General features: G+C 65.4%; 3 protein-coding genes. 1 reads left to right on the plus strand and 2 read right to left on the minus strand.

Annotation, left to right across the window (positions count from 1 at the left end; all coding sequences use genetic code 11):
* Window positions 1–86: 86 nt before the first annotated feature.
* Window positions 87–16,724, minus strand: coding sequence for an amino acid adenylation domain-containing protein (locus tag ACFWO3_RS07660; protein WP_378575661.1), 16,638 nt, complete (start codon window positions 16,722–16,724; stop codon window positions 87–89).
* A 127-nt stretch (window positions 16,725–16,851) separates the two neighbouring features.
* Window positions 16,852–17,655, minus strand: a complete 804-nt coding sequence (locus ACFWO3_RS07665; protein WP_378575664.1) for an alpha/beta fold hydrolase — start codon at window positions 17,653–17,655, stop codon at window positions 16,852–16,854.
* Window positions 17,656–17,766: 111 nt separating this feature from the next.
* Here ACFWO3_RS07665 and ACFWO3_RS07670 point away from each other — a divergent pair, with 111 nt between their 5' ends.
* On the plus strand, window positions 17,767–18,702 hold the full coding sequence (locus ACFWO3_RS07670; RefSeq protein WP_378575667.1) for a methionyl-tRNA formyltransferase: 936 nt from the start codon (window positions 17,767–17,769) through the stop codon (window positions 18,700–18,702).
* The last annotated feature ends 23 nt before the right edge of the window (window positions 18,703–18,725 follow it).

Consider the following 18,725-nt stretch of genomic DNA (forward strand, 5'->3'; position numbering starts at 1 on the left):
GCCTATCCTCACCAATGGAAGAGTAGCAACGTGCCGCCCCGCGCTCGGAGCCTCGAGCCCTTCCGGCACTGCGATATACGTCACCGCTACTCACCCTCGCCGTTCACCAAAGACCGCAGTTCATCCACGAACGCCCTCGCCCACGACCGCACCGTGTCGACGGCCAGAACATCCGTGGCGAAAGTGAAGTGAGCGGGCACGGGCCCGTCACCCACCGGCTCGTAGAAGCTCAGCGTGAAGTCCGCGAACGGGACACCCGTCGGCACGGGCCAGAAAGAACCCAGTGACCCGAGGTCGCCGAACTGGGCCTGCTGGTGGTGAACCATCAGAACCTGCGGACGAAGCGCGTCGGCACCTCCGAGTGCCTCGACGACCTCCGCGAACGGCACGTCCTGGTGTTCGAGCGCCCGCAGGTTGTTCTCCCTGATGCTCGCCAACAGCTCGGCCGTCGATTCCCTCACCTCGGTGCGAAGAATCGTCGTGTCGAAGAAGCATCCGATCAGACCCTCCAGACGTGGATCGTTGCGACCTGCGAAAAGTGCGCCGATCGGAATGTCCTCGCCGACACCACTTCCCGAAAGCATTCTCGCGAACGCCGCCTGCAGCACCATGAACATGCTCGTGCCGGTTACCTGCGCACGACGATCGATGTCACGGTGCAGGTCGGCGTCGATCTCGATCGGCACGACTTCCGCCCTGTGCTCCCCCACATCCGGGGTCGGCAGTTCCAGACGTTCCGGCATGCCTGCCAACCGAACTCGCCAGTAGTCGAGCTGACGAGATCGGACACTGTCCGGGTCGCCGGGGTCGCCCAGAACGGCCTCGGTATGAACGACGTAGTCCGGGTACGTCACCGGCAGCGGAACCCACTCCGGCTCCTGTCCTGCGACACGGGCGCCATATGCGGCGAACAGATCCTCCAACAGGGGCACCACGGACCATTCGTCGACCGCAAGGTAGTGCATGACCACCAGAACCACCTGGGCACCATCCGAACCCGACACGAGATGAACGCGAAGCGGCGCGTCCTCGGCAGGATTCATCGGCCGCTGCGCGATGTCGAAGACCGCTCGGTGCAGATCCCCGTCACCCACGTCCTCGAGCTCGAGAGCGGGACGCACCGCCTCCTGCGCGACGACGACACCGTCCACTTCGACATAGACGGTCCGCAGCGGCTCGTGACGAGACGACACGTCGTCGAGAGCATGTGCCAGCGCTTCCGGATCCACCCGATCGGTCAGGGTCAGCGCAAGCGCGTGATCCGCGGTCGGTCCTGCGGTCTGCAGCCGATTCCATTGTGTGAGCTGCGGTCCGGACAACGGCAACGTCTCCGGGCGCGTCGTCGGTAAGAGCGCAGGTCGGTCCGAATCCCCACCCGCATCCACGATCTCGGCGAGCCGCGCCACCGTCGGCGCGTCGAACACATCCCGAATTCCGATGCTCACGCCGAACTTCTCGCGTATCCGCGCCACCAGGCGCATCGACGCCATCGAGTGCCCACCGAGTTCGAAGAAGTCGTCGTGGATACCGACACCCGGCAGGTACAGGATGTCGGCGAACTCGGCCGCGATCGCTCGCTCGGTCTCCGTTCGCGGCTCGCCGTCCCCGACCAGATCCGACCAGTTCGGCGGCGGCAGCGCCTTTCGATCGAGCTTGCCGTTCGGAGTCAGCGGCAACGAGCCCTCGAGCACGATCACGATGGCCGGAACCATGTAGTCGGGCAACACGTCCGATACGAACTCGCGAACGGCGATCGGATCCACGACGTGGGACTGTGTCGGCGTCACGTATGCGACCAGGCGAACGATCCCGCCCTCCCGATCGGCGACCAGCGCTGCCTGATTGACCGACTCGTGACTGCTCAGCGCAGCGACGATCTCTCCGGGTTCGATCCGGAATCCACGAATCTTGACCTGTTCGTCCACGCGGCCGAGGAAGTCGAGGTTGCCGTCATTTCGCCAGCGTGCGCGATCGCCCGTCCGATAGATCCGGCCGGGACCGAACGGGTTGGCCACGAACCGGCTCACCGTCAGATCCGGACGCCCGAGGTACCCACGCGCCAAACCCCTACCGGCGATGTACAACTCACCCGCCACACCCGGCGGCACCGGCTGCAATCGAGCGTCGAGAACGTAGGCTTGCTCGTTCGGGTCCGGGATCCCGATCGGCACGGCCTCACTCCACCCCGGTTGCGCTTGCCACAGCGTGTTGTTGACGGTGGCCTCGGTGAGACCGTATGCGGCAAGCAGATTCAGCCGCTCCGCCCATCGACCGATCAGCTCGGGCGGCACCGTCTCCGTGCCGACGAGAACGGTGCAACCCTCCGGGACGAGGCACCCCGGCGGCAGGGCCGCAAGCAGGGACGGCGGAATGATCGCGTGTGTGACGCCGTGATGCTCCATGAAATCCGTGAGCTCCGGTCCCGCGGTACGGGCATCGTCCGGGACGATCACCAGGCGCGATCCGGTGCACAGCGCCATGGACAACTCGAACACCGCCACGTCGAATCCGACGGAAGCGAACTGCATGACCACCGATCCCCGAACGAGCGCCATTCGCTGCTCGGCAGTGGCCACCAGACTGGGGATGCCGTCATGAGTGAGGACTGCGCCCTTGGGCTTGCCCGTCGATCCCGACGTGTAGATCACGTAAGCCGCATGAGCGAGCCCCGAAGGCTCGGGAGGCAGCTCGCGGCCCCCGTTCGCAGCCAACTCGCAAACCGTGGACGTGTCGTCGAGGACCACCCGAATCAGCCCGTCCACGCCCGCCAATCGCGATTCCGTCGCCGTCGTGGTCAACAGCACCTGTGCACGAGAGTCGTCGAGCATGTAGTCGATGCGCTCGCGCGGATGGTTCAAGTCGAGGGCCAGATATGCCGCGCCGAGTCTCGACACCGCAAGCACGGCAGCCACGAAGTCCGTCGACCGTGGAACGGCAAGGGCCACGGTAGCTTCCACGCAAACACCGCGGTCGTGGAGAACTGCGGCAATACGGTCTGCCCGATCCGAGAGCTCCGCGTACGTCACCTCGCCCCGAGCATCCACTACCGCAATCGCATCCGGCGTGGCCAGCGCGTTTCGAGTGAACGCCTGGTGGAAAGTCTCCTCCGGCACCTCGATATCGGTGTCGTTGAAGCCCGTCAGCACGAGTTCGCGCTCTTCGGACAGAAAGGTCTCCACACCTCCGACACGGGTATCCGCGTTGGCCGCCACAGCGTCCAACAGCAGGGACTGACGCGCCGAGATGGCCTCCACCGTCGCGCGATCGAACAGATCGGACCCGTACTCGAGGCGCAACTCCACACGTCCAGGACCGCCGTCGGCCGCCACATACTCGGTGAAGTTGAAGACCAGATCGAACTTCGCCGTGTGCTCGTCGACGGACAGCGGTGTGAAGCTCCCCGCGCTGCCTTCCTGGCGTGAGTGGTAGCCGACCATCACCTGGAACAACGGGTTGCGCGACAGCGTGCGCGGCGGATTGACCTTCTCCACAACCGATTCGAACGGGATATCCGCTTGCGAGAACGCGGCGAGATCGCCTTCTCGCACCCGGCCGACCAGTTCACGGAAGGTTGGGTCTCCCGAAAGGTCCGTACGCAACACCACGGTGTTGACGAAGAATCCGACGAGATCATCGAGCCCTTCCTCGGCTCGACCTGCCACCGGTGCACCGAGAGGCAGGTCCTCGCCCGCGCCGAGTCGATGCAGGAGCGCAGCCGACGCGGCGTGCAGGACCATGAACATGCTCGCACCGGAGGCGCGGGCCAGCCCACGCAGCGCAGCGGTTGTCTCACCCGACAGGACCGACGTGACAGCACCACCGGTGAATGTCGGCCGCGCCGGACGGCTTCGGTCGGTGGGCAACACGAGCTCGTCCGGTGCGCCGTCGAGCACGCGAGCCCAGTAGTCGAGCTGTGCGTGAGCGACACTGCCCTCCTCTTCGGGGTCGCCGAGGAGGCTCCGCTGCCACAGTGTGTAGTCCGCGTACTGGACCGAAAGGGGCGCGTGCTCCGGCGCCTTCCCCTGTGCCCGCGCCGCGTACGCGGTCATCAGGTCGCGGGTGAACGGCCGGTCCGACCACTCGTCCGTGGCGATGTGATGAAGCACGATCGCGAGAATCTGCTCACCACCGACCACGTCGATCACCGTGGCGCGCACGGGGATGTCGGTCGACAGATCGAAGGGCTTCGAGAGCGCGTCCCGAACCGCCTGCTCGATTCCGTCCTCGTCGGTCGTAGTGGTCGTCACCTGTGGACATACGTCGTCGAGGATCACCTGAACGGGTTCACCGTCGCGATCGACGAACACCGTCCGCAACGATTCGTGTCTCGCGACCACATCGGCCAAGGCCTCGGTGAAGACCGCCGCATCGAGAGCGACGCCCGTCCGGAAGACGATCGGGAAGTTGTATGCGGCCGAACTGCCTTCCATCTGTTGGATCAGCCACAATCGGCGCTGAGCGGGAGACAGTGGAATGCGCTCGGGCCGTGGACCGGCCACCAGTGTCGGCCTCGTCGACGCCGACGATTCCGAAATGCGTGCGGCGAGTTCGCGCACCGTCGGCGTCTCGAACAGATCGCGCATCGCGAGTTCCGCGGACAGCACCGTTCGCGCCCTGCTGATCAGTTTCGTCGCCAGCAGCGAGTGTCCACCGAGGTCGAAGAAGTTGTCCGTCACCCCGGGAACCGGAATGTCGAGCACGTCCGCGAACAGGTCGGCGAGGGCTTCCTCGACCGGAGTCGCAGGTTCGACCCGGTCCGTGTCCTCGGCACCGAGCACCGACGACGCAGGCGGTAGAGCCTTGACGTCGAGTTTCCCGTTGACCGTCAGTGGCAAGGAGTCCACCTCGACCATTGCCGCCGGCACCATGTAGTCCGGCAAGAGTGCGCGGAGCGCCTGTGAGCGGTTGACGAGTCCAGGGACTCGCGAACCACTCACAGGGACGAGGTAGGCGATCAGTCGCTTGAATCCACCCGGACCGTCGTCGGCGATGACGGCGGCCTGCTTCACGTCCGCGAGGGATTCGAGGACGGACGTCACTTCGCCCAGTTCGATGCGGTGCCCACGAATCTTCACCTGGTCGTCGGTGCGTCCGAGGAAGTCGAAGCTGCGATCGTCACGTCGCCGGACGAGATCACCGGTCCGATACATACGTACGGACGGCTCGAACGGATCGGCAACGAAACGCTCTGCGCTGAGGCCGGGACGGTTCAGGTACCCGCGAGCCAAACCGATTCCGGAGATGTACAACTCGCCCGGGACCCCGTCCGGAACGGGACGCAGCCAGGAATCGAGCACGTAAGCCCGGGTGTTCCAGATCGGCTTGCCGACAGTCGGTGTCGCACTGTCGTCCGTACCTGCCCCGAGCGTGTTGATGGTGTACTCGGTCGGGCCGTACAGGTTGTACCCGCACGTTCCCTCCGTATCCCGCAAACGGTTCCACACCGACTCGGGTACCGCCTCACCGCCCAGCAGCACCAGCGGCGGGCGGTGCGCACCGTCCCGATCGTCCAGCAAGCCTTCCTCGAGGAGATGCTGCGCGTAGGTCGGTGTCACGTTCACGACGTCGATCGCATGGTCGTGGCAGTAGCTCACCAACGCCTCGGCGTCGCGGCGCAGGTTCTCGTCGCAGATGTGGACTTCGTGCCCTTCGACGAGCCACAGCAACTCTTCCCACGACATGTCGAAGGCGAACGACACGGTGTGCGCGATACGCAAACGCCGGTCTCCGGCATCGCGAATCACCGGTTCGAATATAGCTTCCCTGTGGTTGAACTGCATGTTGGTCAGACCCCGGTAGGCCGTGACCACGCCCTTCGGCTTGCCCGTCGATCCGGAGGTGTAGATGACGTACGCAGGGTGCTCGAGCCGCCCCGGGCTACCGGGTGCGAAGGCGCCCAGTTCTTCCGGTGACAACTGCGACTCCGGGAGCGAACGCCAATCCTCGAGGTCCAGGCGGACCGTGTCGACGTCCACGTGCCCCAGCTTGTCGGCTGTCTGCGCGGTGGTCAGCAGCAGCACGGGGCTCGCGTCGTCGAGCATCCCGGCGAGACGTTCTGCGGGGTGGTCCAGTTCCAGCGGCAGGTAGGCCGCACCCGACCGCAGAACCGCGAACAGTGCCACCACCATGTCGATGGTTCGTGGCAGTCCGAGTGCCACGATCTTCTCGGGCCCGGCACCACGATTCAGTAGCAGCCTGGCCATCCTGTTGATGTCGGCGTCCAGCTCCGCATACGTCACGACACGGTCGCCGAACACCAGCGCGGTTTCGTCGGGTTGCAGGAGCGCCACATCCCCGAACAGATCCGCAATCGTGCTCTCCGGCAACGGATGGTCGTTACGTCCGGTGTCGGGAAGCGTTGGCAGGTCCGTCCTGGCCACGAGGCCCGCAGTGGATTGCGCCCACTGTTCGAGGAGGCCGACGAACTGCTCGAGCATCGACTCGACGCGCTGCGCCTCGATCACTTCCGGGTGGAACTCGAACTTGATCCGCACGGACGTTCCCGGCGTGACGACCACGGTCAGTGGGTAGTGCGTGTGATCGACGCTGTCGCCGTCGCTGATGTCGTGGGCGGCGTTGAGCGCAGATACCTGGTTCTCGTCCACGAAGTTCTGCAGAACATACAGCACGTCGAACAGCTTCCGGTGCTGCGAAACTCGCTGAATCGCTGCCAGACCGAGGTAGTCGTATTGTCCCAGCGACAGCCTGTCCGCCTGTGTCCGGCGCATCAGTTCGGCAGCGGACTCGTCCGGCCTCAGGGTGACGCGGACGGGGACCGTGTTGAGGAACATGCCCGCCACGGCGTCGATGCCCGGAACCTCTGGTGGCCGGCCCGCCACGGTGGTGCCGAACACGATGTCCTGGCGTCCAGTGGCCGTCGCAATCGTCAGTGCCAGAGCTGCGTTGAGAACGGCGTTGAACGTGACGCCCGCTTCACGAGCCGCACTCCGCAACCGCTCGCTCAGATCCGCGGCGAGAACTGTGTCTTGCCGCCGCGGCAACTGGGGCGGGCCCTGGACGGGACTCGCCAACAGCGTCGGCTCGTCGAGTCCGCGCAGCGCTTCGGACCAGGCCTTCTCCGCCGCACCTTGGTCCTGCGCGGCCAACCATTGCAGATAGTCCTCGAACGTCCCCTCGGGCGCAGGGTATCCGCGGTCGTCGCCACCGGACTCGTAGAGTGCCAGCAGGGCGCTGACGACCAGACCGTTCGACCATCCGTCCCACAACAGGAACTGACGATTGATCACCAGCCGGTCGTGTTCGTCCGTGAGACGCAACAGCATCGCACGCCACAGTGGCGGAGCCGTGAGGTCGAAGGGTGTCGCCCGGTCCTCGGCGCTCAGCTCTACGGCCCGCGCTTCACGAGCAGCGTCGTCGAGATCGCGCAGGTCGTGTTCGACCACCGGCACATCGAGACCGGCACCGATGAACTGCGCCGGCTCGGGCAAACCGTCCGAGACGAATCCCGCGCGAAGCATCGGGTTTCGACGAGTGAGGGTGCGGAGAGCGGCGTGCAACCGATCGACATCGAGACGGTGTCCGAAATCGAGCGAGAACTGCGCGGTGTAGATGTCCTTGCCCGCATCGAGGTTTGCCTGGAAGTACAGGCCCTCCTGCAGCGGGGACAACGGCAGGATCGTGTCGACGCCACTCGGGCTCTCCTGAACGATCCGGTCGATGTCGGGTTGCGTGAGACCGGTGAGCGAAACGTCCGACGGTGTGAGAAGCGCCTGCCCGGCGTGTTCGGTGGCCGTCCGCGCCAGCTCCTGCAGGGCCTCGACCCAGCCTTCGCTCAGCGCGACCGCGTCGCTCTCCTCGAGATCGTCGGCCCAGGCGAACACGGCACGCAACCGGGAACCGGCGCTGCCGTCCTCGCACACCGCGTTGATCACCAAGCGGTACGGGCCGCCGAGATCCGCGTCGGGATCGGTTGCCAAAGAATCGGATTCGGGTGCAGTTGTCCAGGGACCGTCGCCACCCACCGGTGTGCGTCCGAGGTAGTTGAACAGCACCTGCGACTCGGCGCGGCCACTCGAGGCCACCGCCGTACGGGCATTGGCATACCGAAGCATGCCGTAACCGATGCCGCCGTCCGGAGCGCGGCGAAGCTGATCCTTCACCGACTTCAACGCGGCGACCGGGTCGGACGCGGATTCGAGCCGCACCGGTGACACGCTAGTGAACCATCCGATGGTTCGCGAAAGGTCGACGCCGGGCTCGAGCTCTTCGCGACCGTGCCGCTCCAGGTCGACCAGCAGATCGCCCCGTCGCCCTTTCTCCGCGAACCATTCGGTCACCGACAGTCGAAGTGCGGTCAGCAGAACGTCGGTGACGTCGGCATTGGCCATCGCGGGGATGGCCGTCAGCATGGCAGCGGTGGTTGCCGAATCCACAGTGACGGTGCGGCGAGAGCCACTGCCCACGCTCGCGTGCCCGGACGTACCGGGAATGAGCTCGGCTCCGGGTTCGGTGGTCCTCGTCCATAGCTCCAGCTCGGTGAGCCTGGACGCGCGCTGCGCTTCGAGTGCGACGATGCGTGAGTAGGAACGCAGTGACGTGCCAACGGGATCCAACGCTGCGGCTTCACCGTTCGCTGCTGCAACGGCGGCCATCGCCAGGTCCTCGAGCAGGATCCGCCATGACACACCGTCGACGACCAGGTGGTGGGCGACCACCAGCAACCTGCCCGGCTGCCCGGCGCCGGCGTCGAACCACACTGCAGTGAGCATGGTTCCGGCGTCCGGGTCGAGTCGATCGGTAGCGGCGTTCGACTCGGTCTCGATCAGGTCGCGCAGGTCCGACCCCGACAGGCCGGCGGTTTCGACCCGCCGAACCGGAACGTCGACGTGCTCGTCGATCGCGAGCGACCACATTCCCTGACCGTGACGGGTCAGACGCTGACGCAGACCGTCATGGTGTGCGACCACCGCAGCGATTGCTGCTGAAATCGCCTCGTGGGTGATGGCAGGTGTACGTACCAGGACCGCCTGGTTGAAGCGGTCCTTTCCACCGCTCCACTCGGACAGGCGATGCACCACCGGCAGCGGTAGCAGCTCCCCCACGGGCGGCTCCGCCGGAACCGCGGCAGCGACGGGAACGTCGCCCACCAACCGGGCGAGTGCAGCCGGCGTGCGCTGTTCGAAGATCTGCCTCGGCGTGACGGTGATTCCGTCCTTCCGTGCCAGATTGACCAGGCGAATTGCGAGAATGCTGTCACCACCGAGAGCGAAGAAGTCGTCGTCCGCACCCACGGATTCCACGCCGAGGATTTCGGCATAGCGTCGGGCAAGCACCGCACCGGCACCGTCGACCGCCGTCGCGAGGATCGGAGCACCGCTGCCCGTCGCCACCTCGGGCGCGGGCAACGCACCGCGATCGAGCTTGCCGCTCGGACTGAGCGGCATGTCGTCCAACACGACGAACGCGACCGGCACCATGAACTCCGGTAGCGAGGCGAACAGCCGAACCCGAACGTCCTCGAGGTCGGGATTTCCGACGAGATAGCCGACCAGCTGCTGCTGACCCGGTCGGTCCGTCCGCACCAGCGCCGCAGCCTGTTTCACGCCCGGGCATCGAGCCAGTTGCGCCTCGATCTCGCCCAGTTCGATACGGAAACCGCGCAGCTTGACCTGGAAGTCCGACCGTCCGAGGTACTCGAGTTCGTCGTTGTCGTTCCACCGGACGAGGTCGCCGCTCCGGTACATGCGGGCGCCGTCGGCCCCGAACGGGTCGGCGACGAAACGGTCGCTCGTCACCGCGGGGCGACGAAGGTAACCGCGGGCCAATTGCGTTCCTGCCAGGTACAACTCACCCGGCAAACCCTGCGGAACCGGCTGAAGGTATCTGTCGAGGACGTACAGTCCGGTCGCGTGCGCAGCCTTCCCGATCGGGACGGAAGGTGCATCCGCAGGTACCCGCTGTGCCGACTCGTGCCTGGTGACTTCCACGGAAGCCTCGGTGGGCCCGTACAGGTTCTCTACTTCGACATCCGGCAGCACTTCGGCGACGCGGCGCGCCACGTGAACCGGGAGAGCCTCGCCACTGCAGTGGATGACCTGCAGACTCGTGCACTGCGGCGCCGTCGGTTCACCGAGGAATGCTTCGAGCATCGACGGAACGAAGTGCGTGCGAGTCACCGCTTCCCGCCGGATCAAGTCGGACAGGTACTCCGGGTCCTTGTGCCCATCGGGCTTGGCCACGACGAGGGTGGCGCCTGCGATCAAGGGACCGAAGAACTCCGGAACGGACACGTCGAAACTCGACGGAGTCTTCTGCAGCACACGATCGGCGGTTCCCAGTGGACGAACTTTCTGCATCCAGGAAAGTCGGTTCACGACACCTTCGTGCGGAACCACGACACCCTTGGGCCTACCGGTCGAGCCGGAGGTGTAGATGACGTATGCCGGGTGACCGGGCCGAATCTCGACGTCGACAGGTTCCGTCGAGTGCGACTGCAGCACTGCATGATCGACGGTCACGAGCGGAACATCCGTGTCGGGCAAGGTCACGACGCCGTCCGTGAGCACGCATACCGGTGATGCATCGTCGAGCATGTAGGCCAGACGATCGGCCGGGTATCCGGTATCCAGCGGCAGATACGCACCACCGGCTTTGAGCACGGCGACGATCGCCACGATCAGCTCGACCGAGCGTGGCAGCGCTATTCCGACGATCGACTCGGGGGTTACGCCACGCTCGATCAAGAGGTGCGCCAAACGGTTCGACTCGCGATGTAGTTGCGCATAGTCGAGCTGTTCGTCGCCGAACTTCACTGCCGGTCGGTCGGGGGTTCGGCCGACCTGCATTTCCAGAAGCGTTGTCACCGTTGCGGCGGCAGTCTCCTCGTCCGCCTTTGTGACCGGTGCAGGCAGCGCCTGTCGCGCCAAGGAAACCTGGGACACCGCAGTATCCATGTCCGCGGCCAAAGCAGCGAGGTACGCGACCATGCCGTCCGCCACCAGGCTAGCCGTTGCCGAATCGACGCGCGAAGCGTCGTACTTCAGATCGAGGGCCAGGCACTCGCCGGGGGCCACGATCAAAGTCAGTGGGTACGCCGGGTTCTCGTCGAACTCGATACCGGTGATGTGCACGGTTCCAGAAGGATCTGCAATCCCGCCGTCCCCGATCGGATAGTTCTCGAATACCACCAACGTCTCGAACAGGTCCGCCAGCCCTGTGACACGGCGCAACTCGGGCAGGCCGAGGTACTGGTGATCCAGCAGTGCCGACTGCTCGTCCTGCCAGCGCGTGAGCACCTCGGACACCTTCTCGGCCGCGGAGAATCGAATCCGGGCGGGCACGGTGTTGATGAACAGCCCGACCATGCCCTCGATGCCCGGAAGGTCGGCGCCCCGCCCCGATACCGTCGACCCGAAAATCACGTCTTCGACACCGGCGATGCGTCCGAGAAGCAGCCCCCAGGTTCCGTGGACGACGGTGCTCAGCGTCAGCCCGCGCACCCGTGCGCCCGCGCTCAGTGAATTCGTGTCCGTCTGAGACAGATTCACGCGCACACTGCCCGTCTCGCTCTCGGCTGAGCCCGAGCCCGGCAACTCCGGCTGCTCCGGTGCATCCTCGAGCGCCATTTGCCACGCCGCGTGCGACGCCGCCCTGTCCCGGGACGACAGCCACTCCAGGTAGGACCGGTACGGGGTGGCGGAGAGCAGCGGGGATTCGCCCGTCGCCGTCCCGTAATGGGCCATCAACTCGCGCAGCATCACCGGAACCGACCAGCCGTCGGCGACGACGTGGTGCACGGACTGCAGCAGTATGAACTTCTGCTCGTCCACGCGTGCCAGTGTGTATCTCAGGAGTGGAGGCTGCGCGAAGTCGAATCCGCGCTGCCGCTCCGCCCCGAGGATCTGGCGAATGTCGGCAGTCGTGTCGTCGGAGGAGCTGAGGTCGGTGACGTCGAACGGAACGCGCGCAGCACCGTACACGGCCTGTACGACGCTGCCGTCCGACAGTGTCTTCAGGCCCGTCCTCAATGCAGCGTGCCGGTCGACGACCGCCTGCACCCCGCTTCGCAGCGCGTCTGCGTCCACACTTCCGGTCAGCTCGATGATCTGTTGCACCACATAGGGATCGGACCGATCGGTCTCGAAGACCGACTGGAAGTAGATCCCCTCCTGCAAGGGAGTCAAGGGGAGGATGTCGACGACACCCGAATCGAACGAGTCGAGGTCCTGCTGGGTCACACCGACGAGTTCGAAGTCGGAGGGCGTGTGCCCGCCGAATTCGGCGGACCGGGCGAGGTCGGTGAGAGCAGACGTCCACTCCCTACCGAAATCGTGAATCGCCTCGCTCTCGAGGACGCCACCGGCCCAGGAGATCGTGGTACGCAGGCCGACTCCGTCTTCGCCCTCGACTGCGATCACGTCGATCGCCATCGGATGACCGAGGGGCATGTTCGGGTCGCCCGCTCCGGTCATTTCGACGGGGAGCCAATCGGCGCCGTCGTTTCCGGCAACCCGGCCGAGATAGTTGAACAGCACCTGCGGAGTCACTGCCAGTTCGTCGTGACTGCCGAGGAACCGAAGTGCCCCGTAACCGAACCCTGCGTTGGGAGTTCGCCGCAGTTGCTCCTTCACTGCCTTCACGGCGCCGGCGAGGTCACGCGGGGAAGCAGCAGCAGTGTCGCCGGGGTGGACGGACACCGGGTACACGGTCGTGAACCATCCCACCGTCCTCGACAGATCGACTGCAGCGGTGCCTTCGCTGCGTCCGAGATCTTCTTCTCGACCGTGGCCTTCCAGATCGACGAGCACGGGGCCGTCGCCGCCCAGCCAACGCTTCATGGCGATGGCGAGCGCGGTGAGCAGAACGTCGTTGACGTGCCCGTGAAATGCAGCCGGGACCGTGGACAGCAGTGGCGCACAGAGCTCGGGGGGAAGCTCCAGTTCGAGTGCCTCCGCTGTCGCCGTGGTATCACGTTCCGGATCGAGGGCGCGCGATCCCAGACGTGGTGTCGCAGTGGCAGCAACCTCGCGCCAGTGTTCGAGCTCGTCGTCGAACGCGCCTGCGCGAGCGCGTTCGGCCACCCGCTGCGTCCACCGCCGGAAGGACGTTCCCACGGGGGCGATTTCGCTGTTTTCGCCCGTCATGGCGGAGATTCCTGCGCGCGCGACGTCCTCGACGATCACCCGCCACGAGACTCCGTCGACCACCAGGTGATGCCCGACGACGAGCAGTCGAGCGGTACCCTCGGCCGAGCGGACGAGGATGGCCTGCACCATCACAGCGTTGTCGGGGTCGAGACGGTCGACGGCCGCCGTCCGAACTTTCCGGATCGTCGCTCCGTCCACGGTGTCCACCGTCACCTCGTGAACGAGGTCCGGATGGCCCGGCCCGGCCTGCGGCACATCGAGAGTCCAGCGGTCACCCCTCACCAATCGGGCTCGGAGTGCATCGTGGCGCTCCACGAGAGCTGCCAGTGCCGTGCGCGCGACCTCGACAGTGAAATCTGCCGGGACCCGCAGAAGCACCGATTGGTGGAAACCTGCCACGGCGTCGTTCGCAGTCTCCTGCAACCGCGACATGATCGGGGTGGGCTCGGTCTCTCCCGCGAACACATCGTCGACGTCGACCATCGCCTCCGCCCGGTCGACCTGCGCCCGTGCGATCGCCTCTGCCGTTCGCAGTGCGAAGACCTCACGCGGAGTGATCGAAACACCCTTGGAACGCGCATGATTGACGAGTTGAATCGCGACGATGCTGTCACCGCCGAGAGCGAAGAAGTCGTCCGTCACACCGACCGACTCGAGACCGAGGACGTCTGCCATCAGCCCACACACGACTGCTTCGTCCGAAGAGCGCGGAGCCACGTTGTCGCCACGATTCGTGAGGTCCGGCTCGGGCAGTGCCCTGCGGTCCACCTTCCCGTTCGGGGTGAGCGGAAAATCGTCCATCACGACGAATGCCGTGGGCACCATGTATTCGGGCAACTTCGCCCGGGCCCACGTTCGTAGCGATTCGACGGTCAGTTCGCACGCGTCCTCGGACACGACATAGCCCGCAAGGTATTTGGCGCCCTGCGGGGCACGGCGCACTACCACCGCGCTGCGTCGCACATCAGGGTGCGATCCGAGCCCGGCCTCGACGTCCTCGAGTTCGAGACGCATACCGCGAATCTTCACCTGGTTGTCGGTACGCCCCAGGAAATCGAGCGTGCCGTCGGGTGCCCAGCGCGCCAGGTCCCCCGTGCGATAGATCCGGGAACCGGGTTCGCCGAACGGATTCGCAACGAAACGCGATGCGGTGAGACCGGGGGCACTCGTATAACCGCGTCCCAGCAGGAATCCGGCCGCATACAGTTCGCCGCCCTGCCCCACCGGAACCGGCTGAAGGTTCGCGTCGAGGACGTAGAGCTGAGTATTGGGGTTCGGCTTGCCGATCGAGGTGGCGATTCGTTCCGCGTCGTCACGGTAGATCACGTGTGACACACCGATGGTCGCCTCGGCCGGGCCGTAGCCGTGGTAGAGCGTGGTCGACAGCTGCGAGCGGAATCGTTCGAACAGACCCGGTGTGAGCACCTCTCCGCCGCACCACACGTGCTTCAGGCCCTGCAGGGCATCGGTGCCGCGGGCCAAACCGAGGAGCACGTCGAGCATCGACGACACCAGATACACGAAGGTGACACGCTCACGTGCAATCAGGTCGAGAAGATACTGCGCGTCACGCTCGCCGTCCGGCTCGGCGACTATCAGGCGTCCGCCGGAGATCAGCGGAAGAAGGATTTCGTTCACCGAAATATCGAATGCCAGAGGCGCTTTGAAGAGCGAAGCGTCTTCCGGTCCGAACCCGAGGATCTCGTCACGCTGCCACAGCAGCCGTGCGCACACGGCCTCGTGGCGAATCATTGCACCCTTCGGTCGGCCCGTGGAGCCCGATGTGAAGATCATGTACGCCAAGCGTGAACCCTGTACAAGCACGCTGGGAAGAGCAGTCGAGCGGTCCGAGTACGCCCAGTTGTCCAGATCGGCGAACACGGTCCGCTCGCCGGCGTCGACACCACCCGGGCCGCTGAGCACCAGCGCAGCGCCGGACTCGACGAGCACCGCATTCCTCCGATCCTCCGGCCACGACGGATCGAGCGGCACGAAGGCACCTCCCGCCGCCATTGCCGCCAGAATTCCCACCACCATCTCGGGAGAGCGCGGCACTCCTATGGCGACAACGTCTTCGGGTCCGAGTCCACGTTCGACGAAGACCTGCGCCAGTTGTGCAACCCGGTCACGCAATTCGCGGTAGGTGAGCCGAGTGTCACCTGCGATCAGCGCCTCTGCGTCCGGAGTTGCGGCGGCAATGGCGGCGAACAGTCCGGGGACCGTGGCGGACCGCTGTGGCGCGCGAGTGTCGTTGAACTCCTCCAGGATTCGGCGTCGTTCCGCGTCCGTCAGCGGGTCGAGGGATCCGATGGCGGCGGTCGGCCGAGAGATGAACTGTGCGAGGAAGTGTTCCAGCCTCCGCTTGTGTTCGCCCAGCTCGCGTTCGAGTCCGTAGGGAGCACGCATGTCGATCCGGATCGGCACCCCGTCCTGTCCCCCACGGATCGTGAAGTCGAGATCGTCGACGGGCCCGGTCGCCGAACTGTGCACGCTCGTCGTCGCGTCACCGATGCTCAGCGCGTGCTCGAACATCATAGAGTTGATTCCAGGACCGAAAACCTGCCGGTCCGGATCGACTTCCCGCACGTCGCGTGCAAGGTCCTCGCCCCGGTACCGACCGTGCCGCAGGGCGGACACGAGCACCGTGTCCAACTTGGTCGCGAGCTCCGCGACCGCAAGAGTCGGGTCCACCCGAATCCGGAGCGGCAGAATCGTCGACGTCATACCGGGGATGGTGCGCATCTCGCGGCCCACCCGCGCGGTCATCGGCAGCGAGACCGTGAGATCACGTTGCCCGGTGATCCGATGGATGTAGGCCACGAGTGCCGCGATGGGCAATCGCGTTCTCCGTACGCCTGCCGCCGCAGCGAACTCGTACAAACGGTCGGCGTCGATGCCGGAGATCTCGACGGTGACGCCGGACGGCAGCCCCGCACCGGTGGCAGGCGGCAGCAGTCGGGGCGGTTCGGCACCGTCCAGCGCCTGAGCCAGCCAGAACCTGCGGTCGTCGTCGTACCGAGACGATTCCCGATACGCCCGATCGAGTTCTACGAACCGCGCGAGGGACCACGTCCCTGCACTGCCCGCCCCATCCTCACTCTCGTACCGTTCGACCGCGTCGGCCACGAGGAGCGAGATGCCGTACCCGTCCATCACGCTGTGGTGGTAGCGCTGGAACCAGTAGACCTGCTCGTCGCCCGTTCGAAGCAGCGCCTGACCGAACAGTGGCTCCTGCGCGTCCAGACCGACGACGGCGAGCATGTCACGGCTCATCCACGCACGCGCGGCCGCCTCCGGGTCTTCCTCGGCCCGAAGGTCGAGGACCGTCAGTTCCCAGGCACCGGTGGATGTGGGGACCTGAACGAGCTTGTTGTTCTCGTCGTTCGTGAATCGAACGTGGAGAGCCTCTGCCCTGTCGACAGTGGCGCGAATCGAAGCTGCCACCCGCTCGAGATCGACAGGACCTGCGATCTCGACGACGAGCGACAAGTTGTAGACGGGACTGTCGCCGTGGAGTTGTTGTCCAACCCAGATCTCCGACTGAGCCGCAGTGGCGGGAAGTGCCTCCCGAGACTCGGGAACAGTGGCTACCTTGGAGGTCGAATGGTCCGGCGACATGTGAATCCGATCGTGAGTAACAGTGCCCGCACCCAGGCGAGCTCCCCCCGGAGGGGGAAACCTTAGGTAAGGCTACCCAGTCGTCCCGGGTTTCGTTAATCCCACGACGGACATCACACCGTCGACATCAGCCGGCCAGGAACTCCAGAACCACCTTGTTCACCGCATCGGGCTGTTCGAGATAGCCGTAATGCCCGACGTCCGGGATCTCGTAGTACGTGGCTGACGGGACCGCATCGGCAACCTCACGGCACAGATAGGCCGGGATCATCCGGTCGTCCGCGAAACCGACCGAGAGACACTTGGCCGTGATCTGCCGATACGCCGCCCGACGGTCGAACGTCCGGTCCATCCCCATCTGCGCACGGACACCTGCCGAAGTGCGTCCGCCGCTGAACTCGAACAGGTCGAGCCAGTCACGGGCGGTATTCGTGTCCGCGAGCGACGCCGGCGAGAGGTTCATCACCGCCGTCACCGCGGCGCGGTACTTCGGCGGCAGTTCCACTCCGTTGTCCACCAGAGCCCGCTCACCCTCGGTGAGTGTCTGCTGGAAGAGATCCATCCGAGCGTGCCCGGCGAGGAAAACTGCCTTCTTGACCAGGTCGGGACGAGCCAGAGCCAGTTCCTGCGCGACGCGGGCGCCGAGGGAGGTGCCCACTACGTGCGCCGGACCGCTGCCGAGGTGCTCGATGAGGCCCGCGGTGTCTTGCACCATCTGTTCGATGGTGATCCCGTCGACACTTTCGCCGGAGGGCGCGATACCGCGATTGTCGAACGTGCAGACCTGATAGCCGGCCGCGACCAGGGCCGGAGTCTGATGCAGATCCCACACTCGACCTGGGCTGCCCGTTCCCATGATGAGGACCACGAGCTCTCCCGACCCCTTGAGCTGATAGTTCAGGGGAATGCCATTGATCGTGGCGATCGTCATGTCTGCCCTTCCTTCCGACCTCTGCCGACCCGTTCCAAGATTGGATAGCCTAGGCTCAGTACGTCGTCGCGACCTTGCGGCGACAATCCACAACCCTCGAGGAGGAGTGCGTTGAGAGTCGCCACACTCGGATACCAAACCTGGGGTCACCGTACTCTGCAGGCGTTACTGGGTTCGGAACACGAGGTCGTCCTGGCCATCACGCATCCCAAGAGCGACCACGTCTACGAGCAGATGTGGGCCGACTCGGTAGCCGATCTCGCCACCGAACACAACGTTCCCGTTCACATCGCCACCAAACCTGACGAAGCGTTCAAGTCGGCACTGAAAGAGGCCGATCCGGACATCATCGTCGCCAACAACTGGCGCACATGGCTGCCTCGGGACGTGTTCGACTACCCGAAGTTCGGCACCCTCAACATCCACGACTCCCTGCTGCCCAAGTACACGGGTTTCTCCCCGCTGATCTGGGCACTCATCAATGGCGAGGAGGAGGTGGGCCTCACCGCGCACCTCATGGACGAGGAACTCGACGCCGGCGACATCGTGTTGCAGCGCTCGACCGAGGTCGGCCCGACCGACACCGTCACCGACCTCTTCCACCGCACCGTGGACATGATCGGTCCGATCACGCTCGACGCACTCGACCTGATCGCTTCGGGACGCACGGACTGGACCCCGCAGGATCGGTCGCAGGCCACCTTCTTCCACAAGCGTGCCGAGGAGGACAGCCGCATCGACTGGACGTGGCCCGCCGATGCGATCGAGCGACTCGTACGCGCCCAGTCCGACCCCTACCCGAACGCGTTCACCCACTTCAAGGGTCAGCGCATTCGTATCCTGAAGGCCTCCGTGTCGGAAGGTAACTTCGGCGGCACCCCGGGCCGCGTGTTCATCCACGAGGGCGACGGCATGGTCATCGTCGCCGGCCCCGATGCCCGCACCGGACGCAACAAGGGTCTGCGCATCGAGCGAGTTCGCCTCGACGACGGCACCGAAGTTCCCGGCAAGGAGTTTTTCCCGCACGGCGGTGGCTACCTCACGTAAGCGCCGAGCAGCGATGGGACCAT

The organism is Rhodococcus sp. NPDC058521 (assembly GCF_042719695.1).
Lineage (GTDB): Bacteria > Actinomycetota > Actinomycetes > Mycobacteriales > Mycobacteriaceae > Rhodococcus_F.